Origin of the sequence: Pararhodobacter oceanensis, assembly GCF_003076755.1 — a bacterium.
Taxonomy (GTDB): domain Bacteria; phylum Pseudomonadota; class Alphaproteobacteria; order Rhodobacterales; family Rhodobacteraceae; genus Pararhodobacter; species Pararhodobacter oceanensis.
In genome coordinates, this window is the sequence record NZ_QDKM01000001.1 from 276,007 (window position 1) to 293,492 (window position 17,486).

15 protein-coding genes are annotated in these 17,486 nt (G+C 63.5%); 6 read left to right on the top strand and 9 right to left on the bottom strand.

Annotated features, from left to right (window positions below):
• Positions 1-38: 38 nt before the first annotated feature.
• The 9 genes from DDE20_RS01215 to DDE20_RS01255 all read right to left on the bottom strand — a co-directional run bounded on the left by DDE20_RS01215 (position 39) and on the right by DDE20_RS01255 (position 12,001).
• Positions 39-1,289, bottom strand: coding sequence for a sarcosine oxidase subunit beta family protein (locus tag DDE20_RS01215; RefSeq protein ID WP_116556619.1), 1,251 nt, complete (start codon positions 1,287-1,289; stop codon positions 39-41).
• Positions 1,290-1,763: 474 nt separating this feature from the next.
• On the bottom strand, positions 1,764-3,188 hold the full coding sequence (locus DDE20_RS01220) for a DHA2 family efflux MFS transporter permease subunit (RefSeq protein ID WP_240607802.1): 1,425 nt from the start codon (positions 3,186-3,188) through the stop codon (positions 1,764-1,766).
• Positions 3,189-3,601: 413 nt separating this feature from the next.
• Entirely contained in the window at positions 3,602-4,726 is a 1,125-nt protein-coding gene (locus DDE20_RS01225) for an alanine racemase (protein ID WP_116556621.1), read from the bottom strand.
• A gap of 157 nt (positions 4,727-4,883) precedes the next feature.
• Complete coding sequence (locus DDE20_RS01230; RefSeq protein WP_116556622.1) at positions 4,884-5,285, bottom strand: RidA family protein; 402 nt, start codon at positions 5,283-5,285, stop codon at positions 4,884-4,886.
• A gap of 60 nt (positions 5,286-5,345) precedes the next feature.
• Positions 5,346-6,977 (bottom strand): AMP-binding protein, encoded by a 1,632-nt coding sequence (locus tag DDE20_RS01235; protein WP_116556623.1) that lies wholly within the window; start codon positions 6,975-6,977, stop codon positions 5,346-5,348.
• Between the two features lies 1 nt (position 6,978).
• Positions 6,979-8,127 (bottom strand): acyl-CoA dehydrogenase family protein, encoded by a 1,149-nt coding sequence (locus DDE20_RS01240; RefSeq protein ID WP_116556624.1) that lies wholly within the window; start codon positions 8,125-8,127, stop codon positions 6,979-6,981.
• 35 nt (positions 8,128-8,162) lie between these two features.
• Positions 8,163-8,960 (bottom strand): enoyl-CoA hydratase family protein, encoded by a 798-nt coding sequence (locus tag DDE20_RS01245; protein ID WP_116556625.1) that lies wholly within the window; start codon positions 8,958-8,960, stop codon positions 8,163-8,165.
• Positions 8,961-8,972: 12 nt separating this feature from the next.
• On the bottom strand, positions 8,973-9,707 hold the full coding sequence (locus DDE20_RS01250; RefSeq protein WP_116556626.1) for an SDR family NAD(P)-dependent oxidoreductase: 735 nt from the start codon (positions 9,705-9,707) through the stop codon (positions 8,973-8,975).
• Positions 9,704-12,001, bottom strand: a complete 2,298-nt coding sequence (locus tag DDE20_RS01255; RefSeq protein WP_116556627.1) for a bifunctional salicylyl-CoA 5-hydroxylase/oxidoreductase — start codon at positions 11,999-12,001, stop codon at positions 9,704-9,706. The genes DDE20_RS01250 and DDE20_RS01255 overlap by 4 nt, the downstream gene beginning before the upstream one ends.
• A 296-nt stretch (positions 12,002-12,297) precedes the next feature.
• Here DDE20_RS01255 and DDE20_RS01260 point away from each other — a divergent pair, with 296 nt between their 5' ends.
• The 6 genes from DDE20_RS01260 to DDE20_RS01285 all read left to right on the top strand — a co-directional run bounded on the left by DDE20_RS01260 (position 12,298) and on the right by DDE20_RS01285 (position 17,477).
• Positions 12,298-12,750 (top strand): MarR family winged helix-turn-helix transcriptional regulator, encoded by a 453-nt coding sequence (locus DDE20_RS01260; RefSeq protein WP_116556628.1) that lies wholly within the window; start codon positions 12,298-12,300, stop codon positions 12,748-12,750.
• A 154-nt stretch (positions 12,751-12,904) separates the two neighbouring features.
• Complete coding sequence (locus DDE20_RS01265; protein ID WP_116557208.1) at positions 12,905-14,050, top strand: ABC transporter substrate-binding protein; 1,146 nt, start codon at positions 12,905-12,907, stop codon at positions 14,048-14,050.
• A gap of 102 nt (positions 14,051-14,152) precedes the next feature.
• Entirely contained in the window at positions 14,153-15,070 is a 918-nt protein-coding gene (locus tag DDE20_RS01270; RefSeq protein WP_116556629.1) for a branched-chain amino acid ABC transporter permease, read from the top strand.
• Positions 15,063-16,040, top strand: coding sequence for a branched-chain amino acid ABC transporter permease (locus DDE20_RS01275; protein WP_116556630.1), 978 nt, complete (start codon positions 15,063-15,065; stop codon positions 16,038-16,040). Before DDE20_RS01270 ends, DDE20_RS01275 begins: the two co-directional genes overlap by 8 nt.
• Positions 16,033-16,791 carry an ABC transporter ATP-binding protein gene (locus DDE20_RS01280; RefSeq protein WP_116556631.1) on the top strand — a complete coding sequence of 253 codons (759 nt, stop codon included), beginning with the start codon at positions 16,033-16,035 and terminating at the stop codon, positions 16,789-16,791. The genes DDE20_RS01275 and DDE20_RS01280 overlap by 8 nt, the downstream gene beginning before the upstream one ends.
• The gene (locus DDE20_RS01285; protein ID WP_116556632.1) at positions 16,788-17,477 is read left to right on the top strand and encodes an ABC transporter ATP-binding protein; all 690 of its coding nucleotides are present in this window, start codon (positions 16,788-16,790) and stop codon (positions 17,475-17,477) included. Before DDE20_RS01280 ends, DDE20_RS01285 begins: the two co-directional genes overlap by 4 nt.
• Positions 17,478-17,486 lie beyond the last annotated feature (9 nt).

Below are 17,486 nucleotides of genomic sequence, written 5' to 3' on the forward strand. Positions count from 1 at the left end.
CTGTCTCGGCATTTTGGCGGGCGGCTCTCATCACCGGCTCAATGCAGGTTTGGCTGGGCGCCCATGCCCTTTTCGTCGATCATATAGCCGCGCCGGAAGCGGTCGAACCGGTAGGCTTTGGCGGTGTCATGCGGCGTATCGGTGGCCAGAAGATGCGCGTAGCACAGGCCCGAGGCGGGGGTCGCCTTGAAGCCGCCGTAGCACCAGCCGCCGTTGAAATAGAGCCCGTCAATATGGGTGCGGTCGATGATCGGCGAGCCGTCCATGCTCATATCCATGATCCCGCCCCAGATTCGCAGCAGCCGCGCGCGCCCCAAGGCGGGGATCAGCGCCATCCCGCTTTCGATCACATCCTCGATCACCGGCAGATTGCCGCGCTGTGCATAGGAGTTGTATTTGTCGGGATCGCCGCCAAAGACCAAGCCGCCCTTGTCGGATTGGCTGGCATAGAAATGCCCGGCGCCAAAGGTGATCACCCCGGGCAGCACCGGCTTGAGCCCCTCGGTCACGAAGGCCTGCAATACGGTGCTTTCAATCGGCAGGCGCATCCCCGCCTTGGACATTAACCTTGAAGACGATCCGGCGACGCAACTGGCGACCTTCCTCGCGGCGATGAAACCACGCGAGGTCTCGACGCCCTTGCAGGTGCCGTTTTCAATGCGAAATCCGGTGACTTCGCAGTTTTGAATGATATCAACGCCGTAGCTGTCGGCGGCGCGTGCATAGCCCCATGCCACCGCGTCATGCCTCACAGTGCCGCCGCGGTGTTGGGCCAAGCCGCCTTTGATCGGAAAGCGCGCGTCATCAAAGTTAAGAAACGGATAGCGCTTGCGGATCTGCGCGACGCTGAGCATCTCGGCTCCCGCCCCATTGAGGATCATCGCGTTGCCACGACGCACAAAGGCATCGCGCTGCGCGTCCGAGTGGATCAGGTTCAAAATCCCGCGCTGGCTGACCATCGCGTTATAGTTCAGCTCTTGCTCGAGCCGCTCCCACATTTGCAGCGACATCTCGTAGAACGGTTCATTGCCGTCGAGCAGGTAGTTCGAGCGGATAATCGTGGTATTGCGCCCGACATTGCCGCCGCCGATCCAGCCCTTTTCCAGCACCGCGATGCGCGCTTTGCCGTAGTGTTTGGCCAGATAATAGGCGGTCGCCAGCCCGTGGCCGCCGCCGCCGATGATCACATAATCATAAGCCGGTTGCGGCTCGGGATCGCGCCATGCAGGGCCCCAGCCCTTGTGGCCGGTCAATGCCTCTTTGATCACTCTGAAACCCGAGTACCGCATACACGCCCCTATCCGTTTGCGACATGAATACGTCAGGGGGGCTGCGGTTGATAAGCGGCGGATCGGACATCGGGGTGTCCGGATGCGACATGGCGGGGCTTAAGAACGGAGGGCCGCGCCCGACCCTGGGTGGGCGCCCAGGCTTTGCCACAACGCGCAGCGCTCAATAGCGGTAATGTCGCGTGAGCAGCGTATGGCATCGCCAATGCGCCCTCCCGGGGGGAGGGTCGGGCGCGGCCCGGGCTGAAGCCCGCGCCAAGGGGGAATTGAGGCAATGAAGCACAAAGGGGTGCGCCCGGCCCTGGGAGGGTGCCCGTGACCTTTCCACGATGCGTTGCGCTTGAAAGCATTGCTCTCGGGTGAGCGATGGAGGACAACGCCGAAGCTCCCTCCCGGGGAGAGGGTCGGGCGCGGCCCGGGTGTCACCCGGGCCGGAGGGCAGATTGGTGCGCGCCCTTTCGTGACTGGCGTGGCTTACCGCTGGTCCGGCGGGCGGCGCACGAAGAACCCTGCGACGATCAGCAGGATCGAGATGCTCGCGCCCACCGAGAACGCCAGTTGCAGCCCCTCGGCAGTGGCCGGAACCAATTCCATCCCGTCTTCCATCGCGTCGAACATCCGCAGCGACATGATCGACACGAACAGCGCGATCCCCGCCGCGCCCGCGACCTGCTGCACGGTGCCGATGATCGCCGAACCATGGGAATAGAGCTCTTTCGGCAGCGACCCGAGGCTTGAGGAGAATAGCGGCGTGAACAGGAACGCCAGCCCTGCGCTGAGCAGAATATGACCGGTCAGCACCATCGCCAAAGCGGTCTCGGTGCCAAACGACGCCATGATCCACATCGCCGCACAAACCGCCATCGCGCCCGGGATCACCAGCTTGCGCGCGCCGAAAGCATCAAACAACCGCCCAACAATCGGCGCCAGAAGACCCATGGTCAGACCGCCGGGCAAGAGCATCAGACCGGTCTGCAGGGGCTCCATCCCCAGCACATTCTGCATATAGATCGGCAGCAGGATGATCATACCAAAGAGCGCCATCATCGACAGCCCCATCATGATCACTGCCACGGTGAAGATTTTGACGCGGAAGGTGCGCAGATCCAAAAGCGCGCGGTCTTTTGGCCCCAGCACGATCTGGCGCCAGATGAACAGCGCCAAAACCACCGCGCCCACGGCCAGCGGCACCCAGACCGGCATCGCTGCTTCGCCACCGCCTTCGCCAATCGTTGAAAGCCCGTAAACCACACCGCCAAAGCCGATCGCCGCCAGCGGAATCGAGAGGATATCCAGCGGCACTTTGCGCGGCTCGGTGACATTTTGCAGCTTGGCAAAACCGGTGATCAGCGCGGTCAGGGCAATCGGCAGGATCAGCCAGAACATCCAGCGCCAGTCCAGCAGGTTGAGGATAATCCCCGAAATCGTCGGCCCGATCGCCGGTGCCACCGAGATCACAATCGAGATATTGCCCATGGTCTTGCCGCGCGAATGCGGCGGCACGAGGGTGATCACGGTGGTCATCAGCAAAGGCATCATCATCGCCGTGCCGCAGGCTTGCACCACCCGCCCGACGACCAGCAGCCCCAGCCCCGGTGCCAAGGCACAAACCAAAGTGCCGAGGCTGAAAAACGACATCGCCATCAGAAACACGGTGCGCGTGTGCAGGCGCTGCAGCAGCCAGCCGGTGACCGGAATCACCACCGCCATAGTCAAGAGGAACGCCGTGGTCAGCCATTGCGCGGCATTGGCAGTGACATCGAGTTCGGTCATCAGCCGTGGCAGCGCGACATTCATGATCGTCTCGTTGAGGATCATGATGAAGGTCGAGATCAGCAGCAGAAAGATCACCAAACGGTTGCGCTTGCTGTGGTCTTCTGTGGCGGTCTGCGGGTGCATCGGGGGCTCTTGAGCCGAAATCTCGCTGTGCATAGCGTCATGCTTTCAAAGTGCCGTGGTGGCCGGACACTCCGGCACAGGCGTGAGAGGTTGCGCGTCTGTGAGGCTGGCGGAGCCATACGGCGCCACAGATGGGACCGCAGGCGGGGCTACCGTCACCGGCGCAGGCAGCGCGTGACCGCGCAAGCGCCTTATGTCTCACACCTCGGCGGCGGCTTCCAGCGCGTTGTTTGCGCAAGATCACAACTTCTTGTGACGGTTTCGCGGGCATCTTGGCCGGTAGAGCGCGCCGGTGCAAAGGAAACCTCGGGTCACATGGTGACGCGGCGCGGGATCGCCTGCAGGACGGCGATTACCTGCCGGATAGACAGGGGCTGCGGTGAGATGTCGGGGCGGTGTCTGCCGGATGGGCGTTACCAGCCGCCGAAACGGGGCCAGGTTTGCAATGCGCCGCCGTCTGCGGGGAGCACATGATATCGCTGGAATTGCGCGGCGGTGGCGCAGGCGTGGTTGGGGAGGATGCGAAGTCGGGTGCCGACCGGCAGATCGGGGAGCGTGGCAGTGGAGCCTTCGCGCAGCGTTACGATTCCGTGTTCTTGGTTGGCGCTGGAGATGATCAGATCGTCGAGCACGCGCCCGTCGGTATCGCAGACCACGCCGTAGCCTTGATCGACGGCCAGCGATTGGGTGCCGCGGTCGCGGGACATGGCCATCCAGCCGGCGTCGACCATGATCCAGCCTTTGTCGCGCTGGTGGCCGATGACGGTGGTGAGGACGCTCAGCGCGATGTCGTCTATGGAGCAGACACCGATCCCCTCCATCACCAGATCAAAGAACATATAGACTCCGGCGCGGAGTTCGGTGACGCCGGTCAGATCGCGGGCGGCATGGGCGGTGGGGGTGGAGCCGACGCTGACCACCTCGCAGGGCAGACCGGCGGCGCGGAGGGCTTGGGCGGCTTGCACGGCGGCGGCGCGTTCTTGCTCGGCGAAGGCGGCGTGGGCCGCGGCGCCGCTGACGGTGTAGCTTTCACCCGCGTGGGTCATCACCCCGCGCAGGCAACCGGCGGCGTGGAGGATGCGGCCGATCTCGATCAGGACGGGATCATCCGGCGCGCGGCCGCCGCGGTGGCCATCGCTGTCAATCTCGATCAAGGCGGGAATTTCCGCCGCGGCGACGGCTTTGGCCTGCTCAATACTGTCGAGCAATAGGATCAGATCGCAGCCCTGTTGGCGCATGTCCCACGCGTGGGACAATTTTTGTGGTGCGATTCCAACGGCATAGAGTATGCAACTGATTCGCGCGCGGTGAAATTCTTCGGCTTCGGCAAGGGTCGAGACGGTGATCGGCCCCTCCAGCCCGCCACCCAGCCGCTTTGCCACCTCGACGGATTTCGCGGTTTTCAGATGCGGACGCAGGGTGACGCCGAGGGCTTTGGCATGGGCCTCGAGCCGGTGGATATTGCGCATCATCTTGGCTTCATCCAGCAGCAAAACGGGGGTCTGCAGCGAGGCGAATTGGGGCGTTTCGGCGGGCATATCGGCTCCTGTGGTCAGATGCTCCGCGCCACAGTTTCAAAGATATGGCGCAATGGCTATAGGCGGCGCGCCATGACGCCAGCGCGCGCGACGCAACAGCCCCGAAACGCAACGCCCCGCCGGTGATCGGCGGGGCGTGCAGGGCATGTGTCGCGGATCAGCGCGGGGCGAGTTCGGCGGTGGCCTCGATCTCGATCTTGGCGCGGTCTTCGATCAGATCGGCAACCACCAGCATTGAAAGCGCGGGGAAATGCTTGCCCAAGACCTGCTGATAGGCGCCGCCGACCTCGCGCTGGCGGCTGAGGTAATCCTGCTTGTCGGTGACAAACCATGTCATCCGCACGATATCCTCGACCTGCCCACCGGCGGCTTCAACAATCGCGCGCACATTCTCCAGCGTCTGTTTGAGCTGCGCGACGAAATCATCGGTCTCGAATTCTTTTTGCGAATTCCAGCCGATCTGCCCGCCGATATGCAGCACATTGCCGCGGGTCAAAACACCGTTGGCATAGCCTTTGGCGGGGGCCCAGCCCTCGGGTTGGATGATCTGATGTGACATAGGGTTTCCTTTCAAACCCCCGACAGGGTCTCTGCGGGGCAAGAGGGTGATTTGGCGGGTTCAGCCGCTATCGCGCAGGCGAAACCGCTGGATTTTTCCGGTTTGGGTTTTCGGCAGCGCCTCGGTAAAGAGGATCTGGCGCGGGTATTTATAGGGGGCGATGGTGGCCTTGACGTGGTCCTGCAACAGCTTGGTCAGATAGTCCGAAGGGGTCTCGCCCGCCGCCAGCACCACATGCGCCTGCACGATCATGCCGCGGTCTTCATCGGGGGCGCCGATCACCGCGCATTCGGCCACCGCAGGATGCGCCAGCAGCGCCGCCTCGACCTCGGGTCCGGCGATATTATAGCCCGCCGAGAGGATCATCTCGTCGCTGCGCGCGGCGAAATGGAAGAACCCGTCTTCATCCATGCGGAAGGTGTCGCCGGTGACATTCCAGCCGTCCTGCACGTATTCTTCCTGCCGGTTGCTGCGCAGATAGCGGCAGCCGGTGGGGCCGCGCACGGCAAGGCGGCCGGTCTCGCCCGCGGGCAGGGTTTCGCCGTCCGGCCCGATGATCCGCGCCTCATAGCCGCCCACGGGTTTGCCGGTGCAGGCGGGGCGGTGATCGTCGAAGCGGTTGGTGATGAAGATATGCAGCATTTCCGTCGAGCCGATCCCGTCGAGCATCGGTTTGCCGGTTTTCGCCTTCCAGTCCTCAAAGACCGGCGCCGGCAGGGTTTCACCCGCGGAAACGGCGGCCCGCAGCGAGGTCAGATCCGCCCCCTCCTCCATCGCGCGTAACATGGCGCGGTAGGCGGTGGGTGCGGTGAAACAGACGGTGGCTTTGTATTTTTGAATGATTTCAATCATATTCGGCGGTGAGGCGTTTTCCAGCAGGGTCGCGGTGGCGCCGAAACGCAGCGGGAAAATCGCCAATCCGCCGAGCCCGAAGGTGAAGGCCAGAGGCGGCGAGCCGACGAAAATATCACCCGGATGCACGTCAAGCACCTCGCGCGCGTAGCCATCGGCGATGATCAGCAGGTCGCGGTGGAAATGCAGCGTCGCCTTGGGTTTGCCAGTGGAGCCCGAGGTGAAACCGATCAGCGCCACATCGTCTTGCGAGGTCTGAACGGCGTCAAAATGCACGGATTTCTCCAGCGCCAGACGGTCAAGCTCGGCGTCGTGGTTGGAGCTGCCGTCAAAGCCGACCACGGTTTTGAGGAACTTGCTGTCAAGCGCGCAGCGGGTCAGGTCATCCATCAGCCGCGTGTCGCAAAGCGCATGGCTGATCTCGGCTTCATCGACATATTTCGCCAATTCACCGGCGCGCAGCATCGGCATGGTGTTGACCACCACCGCGCCGACCTTGGTCGCCGCCAGCCAGCAGGCGACCATCGCCGGATTGTTGGCCGAGCGGATCAACACGCGGTTGCCCGGTTTGACCTTGAGATCCTCGACCAGCGCATGGGCGAGGCGGTTGGTCCAATCGGCGAGTTCCTTATAGGTGCGCTGGCGCCCGTTGCCGATCAGCGCGACATGATCGCCAAAGCCGCGTTCGACCATCGCGTCGGTGAGTTCGACGCCCGCATTCAGCCGGTCGGGATAGTCGTATCCGTCAAGCCGCAGATCGGGCCAGAGGTCCGGCGCGGGCAGGTTGTCGCGGGTGAAGGTATCGACATGGGCCGAGCGCCCGAGTTGGATTATTGGCATCTCAGCTCTCCTGTTGTGCGGCCAGCGTCTGGCGGGCAATGACGACGCGTTGCACGTCCGAGGCGCCCTCGTAGATGCGCAGGGCGCGGATTTCGCGGTAGAGTTTCTCGACCGTCTCGCCCGAGCGCACCCCGTCGCCGCCGTGGAGTTGCACCGCCGCGTCGATCACCTTTTGCGCTTGGTCGGTGGCAAAGAGTTTCGCCATTGCCGCCTCGCGGGTGACGCGGGGGGCGCCGCTGTCCTTGGTCCATGCGGCGCGGTAGATCAGCAGCGCGGCGGCGTCGATATCGAGCGCCATATCGGCGATATGACCCTGCACCATTTGCAGATCGCTGAGCGGCGCGCCCTGCACCTGACGGGTGGTGACGCGTTTGAGCGACTCGTCGAGCGCGCGCCGTGCAAAGCCCAAGGCCGCAGCGGCGACCGAGGAGCGGAAAACGTCGAGCACCGACATGGCGATCGCGAACCCCTGCCCCGGTCTGCCGATCATCGCGCTGGCGGGCACACGGCAATCGGTGAACTTGAGCCGTGCGAGAGGGTGCGGGGCGATGGTTTCAAGACGTTCCTCGACGCTGAAGCCTTGCAGATCGGGGGTGACGATGAAACAGGACAACCCTTTGGCGCCCGGCGCTTCGCCGGTGCGCGCAAACAGCGTGTAGACATCGGCAATACCGCCATTCGAGATCCATGTTTTCTCGCCGTTAAGGATATAATCCTCGCCGTCGCGGGTGGCTGTCATGGTGGAATTGGCCACATCCGAGCCTGATTGCGGCTCGGTCAGGGCGAAGGCCGAGATTGCTGCACCGCGGCGGGTTTGCGACAGCCATTCACCGCGCTGCGCCTCACTGCCGAAGAGTGAAATCGCGCCGGTGCCCAGCCCCTGCATGGCAAAGGCGAAATCCGCCAGCCCGTCATGGCGGGCCAGCGTTTCGCGGATCAGGCAGAGGCTGCGCACATCCAGCTTGCCGTCGAGCGCGCCGGAATGCGCGGCAATTCCGGCCTCGCCCAAGGCGGTGACCAAGGCGCGGCAGGCGGCGTCGGTATCGCTGTGGTCGATCGTGAGACCGGCGGCAAACGCCTCCACCTCAGCGGCCAGCGCGCGGTGGCGGTCGTCGAAAAACGGCCAGTTGAGAAATGTCTGGTCTGCCATGTTGAATGCTCCTCCCGAGCGCTTCTGGACAGGGATTAATCGCCCTCGAAAACCGGGCGTTCTTTTTTCACGAAGGCGTTGTAGGCGCGGGTAAAGTCTTGGCCCTGCATGCAAATCGCCTGTGCTTGCGCCTCGGCCTCGATTGCCTGATCCAGTGTCATCGACCATTCCTGCGCCAGCATCGTCTTGGTCATCATATTGGCAAAACCCGGCCCCGAGGCGATGCGCGCGGCCATGTCCTGCGCCTCGCTCATCAACGCGTCAGCGGAAACCACGCGGTTGAAAAAGCCCCAAGCGTGCCCTTCCTCGGCGCTCATCGAACGGCCCAGATAGAGCAGTTCCGCCGCCCGTCCCTGCCCGATCAGACGCGGCAGGATCGCGCAGGCGCCCATGTCGCATCCCGCCAGACCGACGCGGTTGAACAGGAAGGCGGTTTTCGCCTCGGGCGTGGCGATCCGCAGGTCCGAGGCCATGGCGATGATCGCGCCGGCACCGGCGCAGATGCCGTCAACAGCGGCGATAATCGGCTTGCCGCAATGCAGCATCGCCTTGACCAGATCGCCGGTCATGCGGGTGAAGGCGAGAAGCTCCTTCATATTCATCTTGGTGAGCGGCCCGATGATGTCATGGACATCGCCGCCCGAGCTGAAATTGCCGCCATTGGGGCCAAACACCACGACCTTGATATCGTCGTCATAGACCAGCCCGCGAAACCAGTCGCGCAGCTCGGCGTAGCTGTCAAAGGTCAGCGGGTTCTTGCGCTCGGGCCGGTCCAAAGACACCGTCGCGATGCCGTTTTCGACGCTCAGCAGGAAGTGTTCAGGATTGCTCATTTTACTCTCCGTTCAAACCTCGCCGCCAGACAGGCTGAGGGCGTGGCCGTTGATCATGCGGGCCTCGGGTGAGGCCAGATAGAGCGCCGAGGATGCGACCTCGGCGGGGGTTATTAATTCGCCAATCGGGTTGCCGCTGGCGACTTTGGCACTGGCGGCGGCGCGGTCGAGATTGAAGCGCTCCATCAAGCCGGTGATCGCCTGTTCGGCGAGGGGCGTGTCGACAAAACCGGGGCAGATGGCATTGCAGGTGATCCCGCGGGTGGCGACATCCAGCGCGATGGAGCGCACGAGGCCCAGAACCCCGTGTTTGGCCGCGGCATAGGCGGGGATGGTGGCGCCGCCCTTGAGGCTGGCGGTGGAGGCGATGGCGATCAGGCGTCCGCCCTCGGGCATCTGGCCCAGTGCCGCACGAAAGGTCAGGAAAACGCCGGTCAGGGTGACAGACAGCGTGTCATTCCAAGCCTCGAGCGAGGTTTTCTGCAGGCGCGCGGCGGCGCCGCCACCGGCGTTGGCGACGACCACATCGAAGGGGTGGTCAAAAAGCGCCTCGACTTCCGCTTCCTGTGTGATGTCGCATTGGCGCAACTCCATATCGAAGCCCTGCGCGGTCTCTTGCAAGGGTGCGATCCGGCGGCCGCAGATGGTGACCGCATCGCCCATTTGCGCGAAAGCCTGCGCGATGGCGCGGCCGATGCCGGTGCCGCCGCCGGTGACCAGAACGCGGCGCTGGGGAGCCTTGGTCATGCCCGGATCGCCTCGGCTTCGCGGTCGGCCAGACGCCATGTCTGGTCGCGGCCCGCAAGATAGGGCACCGGCCAATCGGGGGCCATGCGGTCGCCGATACGGGCGGCCTCATGCAGCGACCAATAGGGATCGGCGAGATGCGGGCGACCGACGGCGACGAGATCGGCGCGGCCAGCCATCAGGATCGAATTGGCGTGATCGGCCTCGTAGATATTGCCGACCGCCATGGTGGTGATCCCGGCCTCGTTGCGGATGCGGTCGGAGAAGGGCGTCTGGAACATGCGCCCGTAAACCGGCTGCCCCTCGACCGAGGTTTGGCCCGCGGAGACGTCGATCAGATCGGCACCGGCTTTGGTGAACATACGGGCGATTTCAACGGCTTCGTCGGGGGTGACACCGTGATCTCCGACCCAGTCATTGGCCGAAATACGCACCGAAAGCGGCATGCCATCGGGCATCACTTCGCGCATGGCGGTGAAGACCTCGAGCGGGTAGCGCATACGGTTTTCCAGCGAACCGCCATAGTCGTCGCTGCGCTGGTTCGACAGGGGCGAGATGAAGGAGGAGATCAGATAACCGTGGGCGGCGTGGAGTTCGATCATATCAAAGCCCGCGCGCAGGGCCATTTCGGTGGCGGCGACGAACTCGGCCTTGACCGCGTCCATCTCGGCGCGGGTGATTTCGCGCGGGGTGGCGTTTTGGTCGGACCACGGGATCGCGGAGGCGGAGACGAGGTCCCAGTTGCCGTCATTGAGCGGCAGGTCCATGCCCTCCCAGCCCAGATTGGTCGAGCCTTTGCGGCCGGAATGGCCGATCTGGCAGCAGAGTTTGGCATCGGTTTCGGCGTGCACGAAACTGGCGAGCCGCGCCCATGCAGCCTCATGCTCGGGGGCATAAAGACCGGGGCAACCGGGCGTGATGCGGCCTTCGGGCGAGACGCAGGTCATCTCGGTATAGACCAGACCGGCGCCGCCCTTGGCGCGCTCGCCGTAATGCACCAGATGCCAGTCGGTGGGGCAGCCGTCGACGGCTTTATACTGCGCCATCGGCGAGACCACGATGCGGTTTTTCAGCGTCAGATCACGCAGCTTGAAGGGCGTGAACATCGGCGCGCGCAGGGGGGCGGCGGCATCGGCACCGGCTTGATCCATGAACCAGCGCTCGGCGCCCTCAAGCCATGATTTATCGCGCAGGCGCAGGTTTTCATGGCTGATGCGTTGCGAGCGGGTGAGCAGGGAATAGTTGAATTGCACCGGATCGAGATCAAGATAACGCTCGACCTCTTCGAACCACTCCATCGAGTTGCGCGCCGCCGATTGCAGGCGCAGCACCTCAAGGCGGCGCTCCTCTTGATAGCGTTCAAAGGCGGCCTGCATATCGGGTTCTGAATGCAGGTAATCGGCCAGCGCGATGGCGCTGTCGAAGGCCAGCCGCGTGCCCGAGCCGATGGAGAAATGCGCGGTGGCGGAACTGTCGCCCAAGAGCACGACATTCTCGTGATACCAGCGTTCGCAGAGCACGCGGGGGAAGTTGATCCAGACCGCGGCGCCGCGCAGATGGGCGGCGTTGGACATCAGCTCGTGGCCGCCGAGATGGTCGGCAAAGACCGCGCGGCAGGTCTCGACGATCTCCTCCTTGCTCATCCCCTCGAAGCCGAAATTGTCATAGGTGTCTTGGGCGCATTCGACGATGAATGTCGCGGTGTCACCATCGAACTGGTAGACATGCGCCCAGATCCAGCCGTGCTCGGTTTTCTCGAAAATGAAGGTAAACGCGTCGTCAAATTTCTGACGGGTGCCGAGCCAGACGAATTTCAGCGCGCGCAGATCGACCTCGGGCTGGAAGACTTGCGCATATTCCTGCCGCACCGGCGAGTTGATACCATCGGCGGCGACCACCAGATCATACTCTTTGCGGTAGTCCTCGGCGCTTTGGAACACGGTTTCAAACCGCAGATCGACGCCCAATTCGCGGGCGCGTTCTTGCAGCAAGGAGAGCATCGCTTTGCGCCCGACACCGGCAAACCCGTGGCCGCCCGAGACCGTGCGCACGCCGTCATGGACCACCGCGATATCGTCCCAATAGGCGAATTGGCCGCGAATCGCCTCGGCGCTTTGCGGGTCGTTCTGCGCCAGATTGTCGAGCGCATCATCCGAGAGCACCACGCCCCAGCCAAAGGTGTCATTGGCGCGGTTGCGCTCGATCACGGTGATCTCATGCGACGGATCGCGCAGTTTCATCGAAATCGCGAAATACAGGCCGGCTGGACCGCCGCCAAGGCAGGCTACGCGCATAGTCTCTCTCCCCAACATGGCCGCTGGCCCGGATCAACCGGGATCGGCGGCGCGTGAGGCTTAGGAAAACACCGAACGGAATTTATTTCAACACTAAAGTTTCAAGCTTGAAACTATTCCCGTTTTCAGGGCATGATAGGTGGCAAGACCCTTGCGCTGCCGCCACCCGCATTCACTGGCTGGTGATCGGGGCGCTTGGGTTCGGGGCGGCTTTCGCCCTTGCGCTTGGTTAATGTTCCGGCCCAAAAGGGCCGCGCCTGTGAACGCAGGCCCGTATCCAACAGGAGAGCCGCCAGATGACCGCAGCCCCCCTCGACCCGCTGAGCAAGCGCCGTCTGAAAGCCTGGATCCGGTTGCTCAGCGTCACGCGGCAAACCGAGAGCCGGTTGCGCGAGCGGTTGCGGGTGGAACATGGCACCACCCTGCCCCGGTTTGACGTGATGGCGGCGCTCTGGCGGTTTCATGACGGGCTGACGATGTCGGAACTCAGCCGCGCGCTCTTGGTGTCGAACGGCAATGCGACGGTAATTGTCGACCGGCTCGAGCGTGAGGGGCTGGTGCGGCGCACCCCGATGGAGAGCGACCGGCGCACGGTGCAGGTCAAGCTGACGGCGCAGGGCAAGCAGATGTTTGACAGTATGGCGATGGATCACGAGAGCGAGGTCAACCGGCTGCTGGGCAATCTGGATGCGCAGGATCTCGAGCAATTGCGGGCGATCCTGCTGAAAGCGAACGCGCAGGAGACCTGAGGGCGCCCCCGCAGGAGGTGCGCGCGGGGCTGGTGGAGGGATGTAGGGGCAAAATCATTTTGGACTTAAAATAATTCTTGCGCGATACATCTTTACTGTTAATCTTGATATATGTGGCTGCATAGAACGGCCATGAGACAACGGGGAATGCATGATGAAACTCCATAACACTTTGCTGGCCTGCGCTTCGGCGTTGGCATTGTCATCGGGCGCCGCCTTGGCCGATCCGGTCACCGTGGGCATGATCACCACGCTTTCGGGCGGCGGTGCCGGTCTGGGTGTCGATATCCGCGACGGGTTTATGCTGGCGCTGGAAATGGACGGCTCGGATGCGATCCATCTGGTGGTCGAGGATGACGCGCAGCGCCCCGAACAGGCGGTGCAGATCGCCGACCGGATGATCCAGTCCGAAGGCGCGCAGATCCTGACCGGCATTGTCTGGTCCAATCTGGCGATGGCGGTGGTGCCCTCGGTGACCGCGCAGGATATCGTCTATGTCTCGCCCAACGCCGGCCCCTCGCCGCTGGCCGGTGCGATGTGCAACGAGAATTATTTCAACGCCGCATGGCAAAACGACATGCTGCATGAGGCCGCGGGCGCCTATGCCAACACGCTGGGCTATAATGACACCTTCATCATGGCGCCGAACTATCCGGCGGGCACCGATGCGCTGACCGGCTTCAAGCGCCGCTTTGACGGTGAACTGGCCGGCGAGATCTATACCCAGCTCGGCCAGACCGATTACGCGGGCGAGATCGCGCAGATCCGCGCCTCGGGTGCCGACAGTATCTTCATGTTCCTGCCCGGTGGCATGGGCATCAGCTTTATGCGCCAATACGCGCAGTCGGGTGTCGATCTGCCGATCATCTCGGCGGCGTTTTCCTTCAGCCAAGACATGCTGCCCGCCACCGGCGAAGCCGCGCTTGGCGTCTATAACGCCGGTCAATGGTCGCCCGATCTCGACAATGCGGCCAACACCGCCTTTGTCGCCGCCTTCCGCGAGGCTTACGGGCGCACCCCGTCGATCTATGCCAGCCAAGGGTTCGACTCGGCCAATCTGATCCTCTCGGCGGTGGCAGCGGCGGATATCGAAGACCGCGATGCATTCCGTGCGGCGCTGCGCGCGGCGGATTTCACCTCGGTGCGCGGCGACTTTGCCTTTGCCAACAACCAGCACCCGATACAGGACGTCTATATCCGTCAGGTGGTCGAGGTTGACGGCGAGATCACCAATCAGTTGGTCGGTCTGGCAATCGAGGACTATGTCGATGTTTATGCCGCAGATTGCGCAATGAACTGAAGCAGATAGCGGGTGGGGCTGCAGATTGCGCCCCGCCCGTTTCTGACCTAGGAACCGGCTCTCTGCCCGATTGAAATACGCCTCGACCCAAGGGACCGAGTGATGACGCTTGCGCTGCTCTTCGAGCAACTTCTCAACGGCCTGCAACTGGGCTTGATGCTGTTTCTGATGTCCGCCGGTCTGACGCTGGTGTTTGGCGTGATGGGGCTGATCAATCTGGCGCATGGCTCGCTGTTCATGATCGGCGCGTTCTTCTGCGCCGCCGTGGCCGCGGCCAGCGGGAATTTCTGGTTGGGTTTGGTGGCGGGCACAGCTGCTGCTGCGGCGGCGGGAGCGCTGATCGAAGTCACCGTGTTGCGCCGCCTGTATACCGCCGACCATCTTGATCAGGTGCTGGCAACCTATGCGCTGATCCTGATCCTGAGCGAGGGCACGCGGATCATCTTTGGGCCGTTCCCGCTGTATCTCGATGTGCCCGCGTCATTGAGCGGCACCGTCGATCTGGGGCTGACGCTTTATCCCCTCTACCGACTGGCGTTGATCGGTTTCGGACTGGCGGTGGCGGTGGGCCTGTGGTTCCTGATCTCCCGCACCCGTCTGGGCGTTCGGATCCGCGCCGGTGAGAATGACCGCGAGATGATTGCCGCCTTGGGCGTCAATATCCGCGCGCTTTACACGGTGGTGTTTGCACTGGGGGCGGCGCTTGCGGGGATGGCGGGCGCATTGGTCGGCGCGGTGCAAGCGGTGCAGGTCGGCATGGGCGAGCCGGTGCTGATCCTGGCCTTCGTGGTGATCGTGATCGGCGGCATCGGCTCGATCAAGGGCGCGATGGTCGGCGCGCTTTTGGTCGGCGTGATCGACACGATGGGGCGGTTTCTCTTGCCGAATATCTTTGCCACTTTCATGGGCGCCAGCCAAGCCAGCAGCATCGGCTCGGCACTGGCCTCGATCCTGATTTACCTGCTGATGGCCGTGGTTCTGGTGCTGCGGCCCAAGGGACTATTCCCCCCTCATGCCTGATTTTACCAAAGAACACGCGCTTAATGCGGTTATCGCGCTCGGCCTGCTGGTGGTGCCGCTCTGGGCCTATTTTGCCGGCGAGATTTTCACCATCACCCTGTTCACGCGGATCACCATTCTGGCGCTGGCCGGTGTCGGGCTGAATATCGCGCTGGGGCTGGGTGGCATGGTGTCATTCGGCCATGCGGTCTATTTCGGCGCCGGCGGTTATGCGGCGGGGATCTTGGCGCAGCATGCGTTCAATGGCGCGCCTTTGCTGGGGCTGTCGGGGTCGAACCAGATGCTGGTGATCTGGCTGGTGGCGATGGCGGTTTCGGGGCTCTTGGCGGCGGTGATCGGGGCGTTCAGCCTGCGCACCTCGGGGATCTTTTTCATCATGATCACCCTCGCCTTCGCGCAGATGTTCTATTATTTCGCGATCTCATGGCCCGCATATGGCGGCGAGGACGGCTTGCCGATCTATGTGCGCAACCAGTTTCCCGGGCTCAACACCATGCGCCCGCTGGAGCTATTCCTGATCTGCTGGGGCGTGTTGATGGCGGGGCTGGCGCTGTTTGCGACGCTGCGCGCTTCGCGCTTTGGCGCGGCGCTAATGGCGATACGGCAGAACCCCGACCGCGTGGCCTCGCTGGGCATCAACCCCTTCGGGATCAAGCTGGCGGCGTTTGTGATTTCGGGCATGGTGACCGGCCTCGCGGGGGCGTTGATGGCCGATCTGTCGCGCTTTGCCAGCCCCGCGGGGATGGCCTGGACGATGTCGGGCGAGTTGATCGTGATCATCATTCTGGGCGGCACCGGACGGTTGTTCGGCCCCGTCGTGGGCGCGGCGTTTCTGGTCGGCTTCGAGGTGTTTTTCGGCGGGCTCACCGAGCATTGGAAGCTCTGGCTCGGCGTTGTGTTGCTGGCCGCGGTGCTGTTCGGGCGCGGCGGGATTGTCGGGCTGATTGCCGGGAGGGAACGCTTTGGCTGATCGCGAAACTCCGGTTCTGGAACTCAACAACCTGCGCAAAAGTTTTGGCGCGCTGAAGGCGACGGATGATGTCTCGCTGACCCTGCGGGCCGGTGAGGTGCATGCGCTGATCGGGCCGAATGGCGCGGGGAAATCGACGCTGATGGCGCAGATCTCGGGGCGGACCCTGCCCGATGCGGGGCGCATCCGTTTTCAGGGGCGCGAGATTACGCGGCTGAATGAGGTGCGGCGGGCGCAACTGGGACTGGGGCGGAGTTTCCAGATTTCATCGCTGATCCCCGAGTATTCGGCGCGGCGCAATGTGATGCTGGCGCTGCAGGCGCGGCAATCGCATTCCTTCCGGTTTTTCAAGCCGACGCTTTGGGATCGGGTGCTGATCGAGGGCGCCGATGATATCCTCGAGCGGGTCGGGCTGCGCGGGCGGGCGAGCGTGCCCTCGGCGGAACTTAGCCACGGTGAGCGGCGCCTGCTGGAGATCGCGGTGGCGCTGGCGCTGGAGCCGAAATGCTTCCTGCTTGACGAGCCGATGGCCGGGATGGGGGCCGAGGGCGCGGGGCAATTGGTGAGTTTCCTGCGCGAGTTGAAAACACAGGCGCCGATCCTGCTGGTTGAACATGATATGGACGCGGTGTTTGCGCTGGCCGACCGGCTGAGCGTGCTGGTTTACGGACGGATCATCGCCTCGGGCAGCGTCGAGGAGATCCGCAACGATCCGCAGGTGCGCGAAGCCTATCTGGGGGATAGCGCATGACGGCTTTGGTGGAATTGAGCGGGCTTGAAGTGTTCTACGGTGCCTCGCAAGCACTGTTTGGCGTCGATCTGAGCATTGAGGCCGGTCAGGCGGTGGCGCTGATGGGGCGCAACGGGATGGGCAAAAGCACCAGCATCCGCGCCCTGTGCCGCGTGCAGCCGGTGGCCTCGGGCAAGGTGGTGTTTGACGGCACCGATATCACCGGTCTGCCCTCGTTTCGCGCCGCACGGCTGGGGATCGGGCTGGTGCCCGAGGGGCGGCGGTGTTTTGCCACGCTGAGCGTGGACGAGAACCTGATTGCCGCCGCGCGCCCGGGCTATTGGACGCTGGAGACGGTGCGCGATTTCTTTCCGCGGCTGGCCGAGCGGGCGGACCAGCAGGCCTCGACGCTGTCGGGTGGTGAGCAGCAGATGCTGGCGATTGGCCGCGCCTTGATGACCAACCCGCGGCTGTTGGTGCTGGATGAGGCGACCGAGGGGCTGGCGCCGGTGATCCGCAAGGAAATCTGGGAGACGATTGCCAAGCTGAAGGCGCAGGGGCTGTCGATATTGATTGTCGATAAGACGCTGGCCGAGTTGAAGCAGATCGCCGATGCTTGCGTGATACTGGAGCGCGGGCGCAGCGTCTGGACCGGCGTGCCGGATGCGATCACCGAGGATCTGGAAAGCCGGTATTTGGGGGTGTGAGCGGCCCGT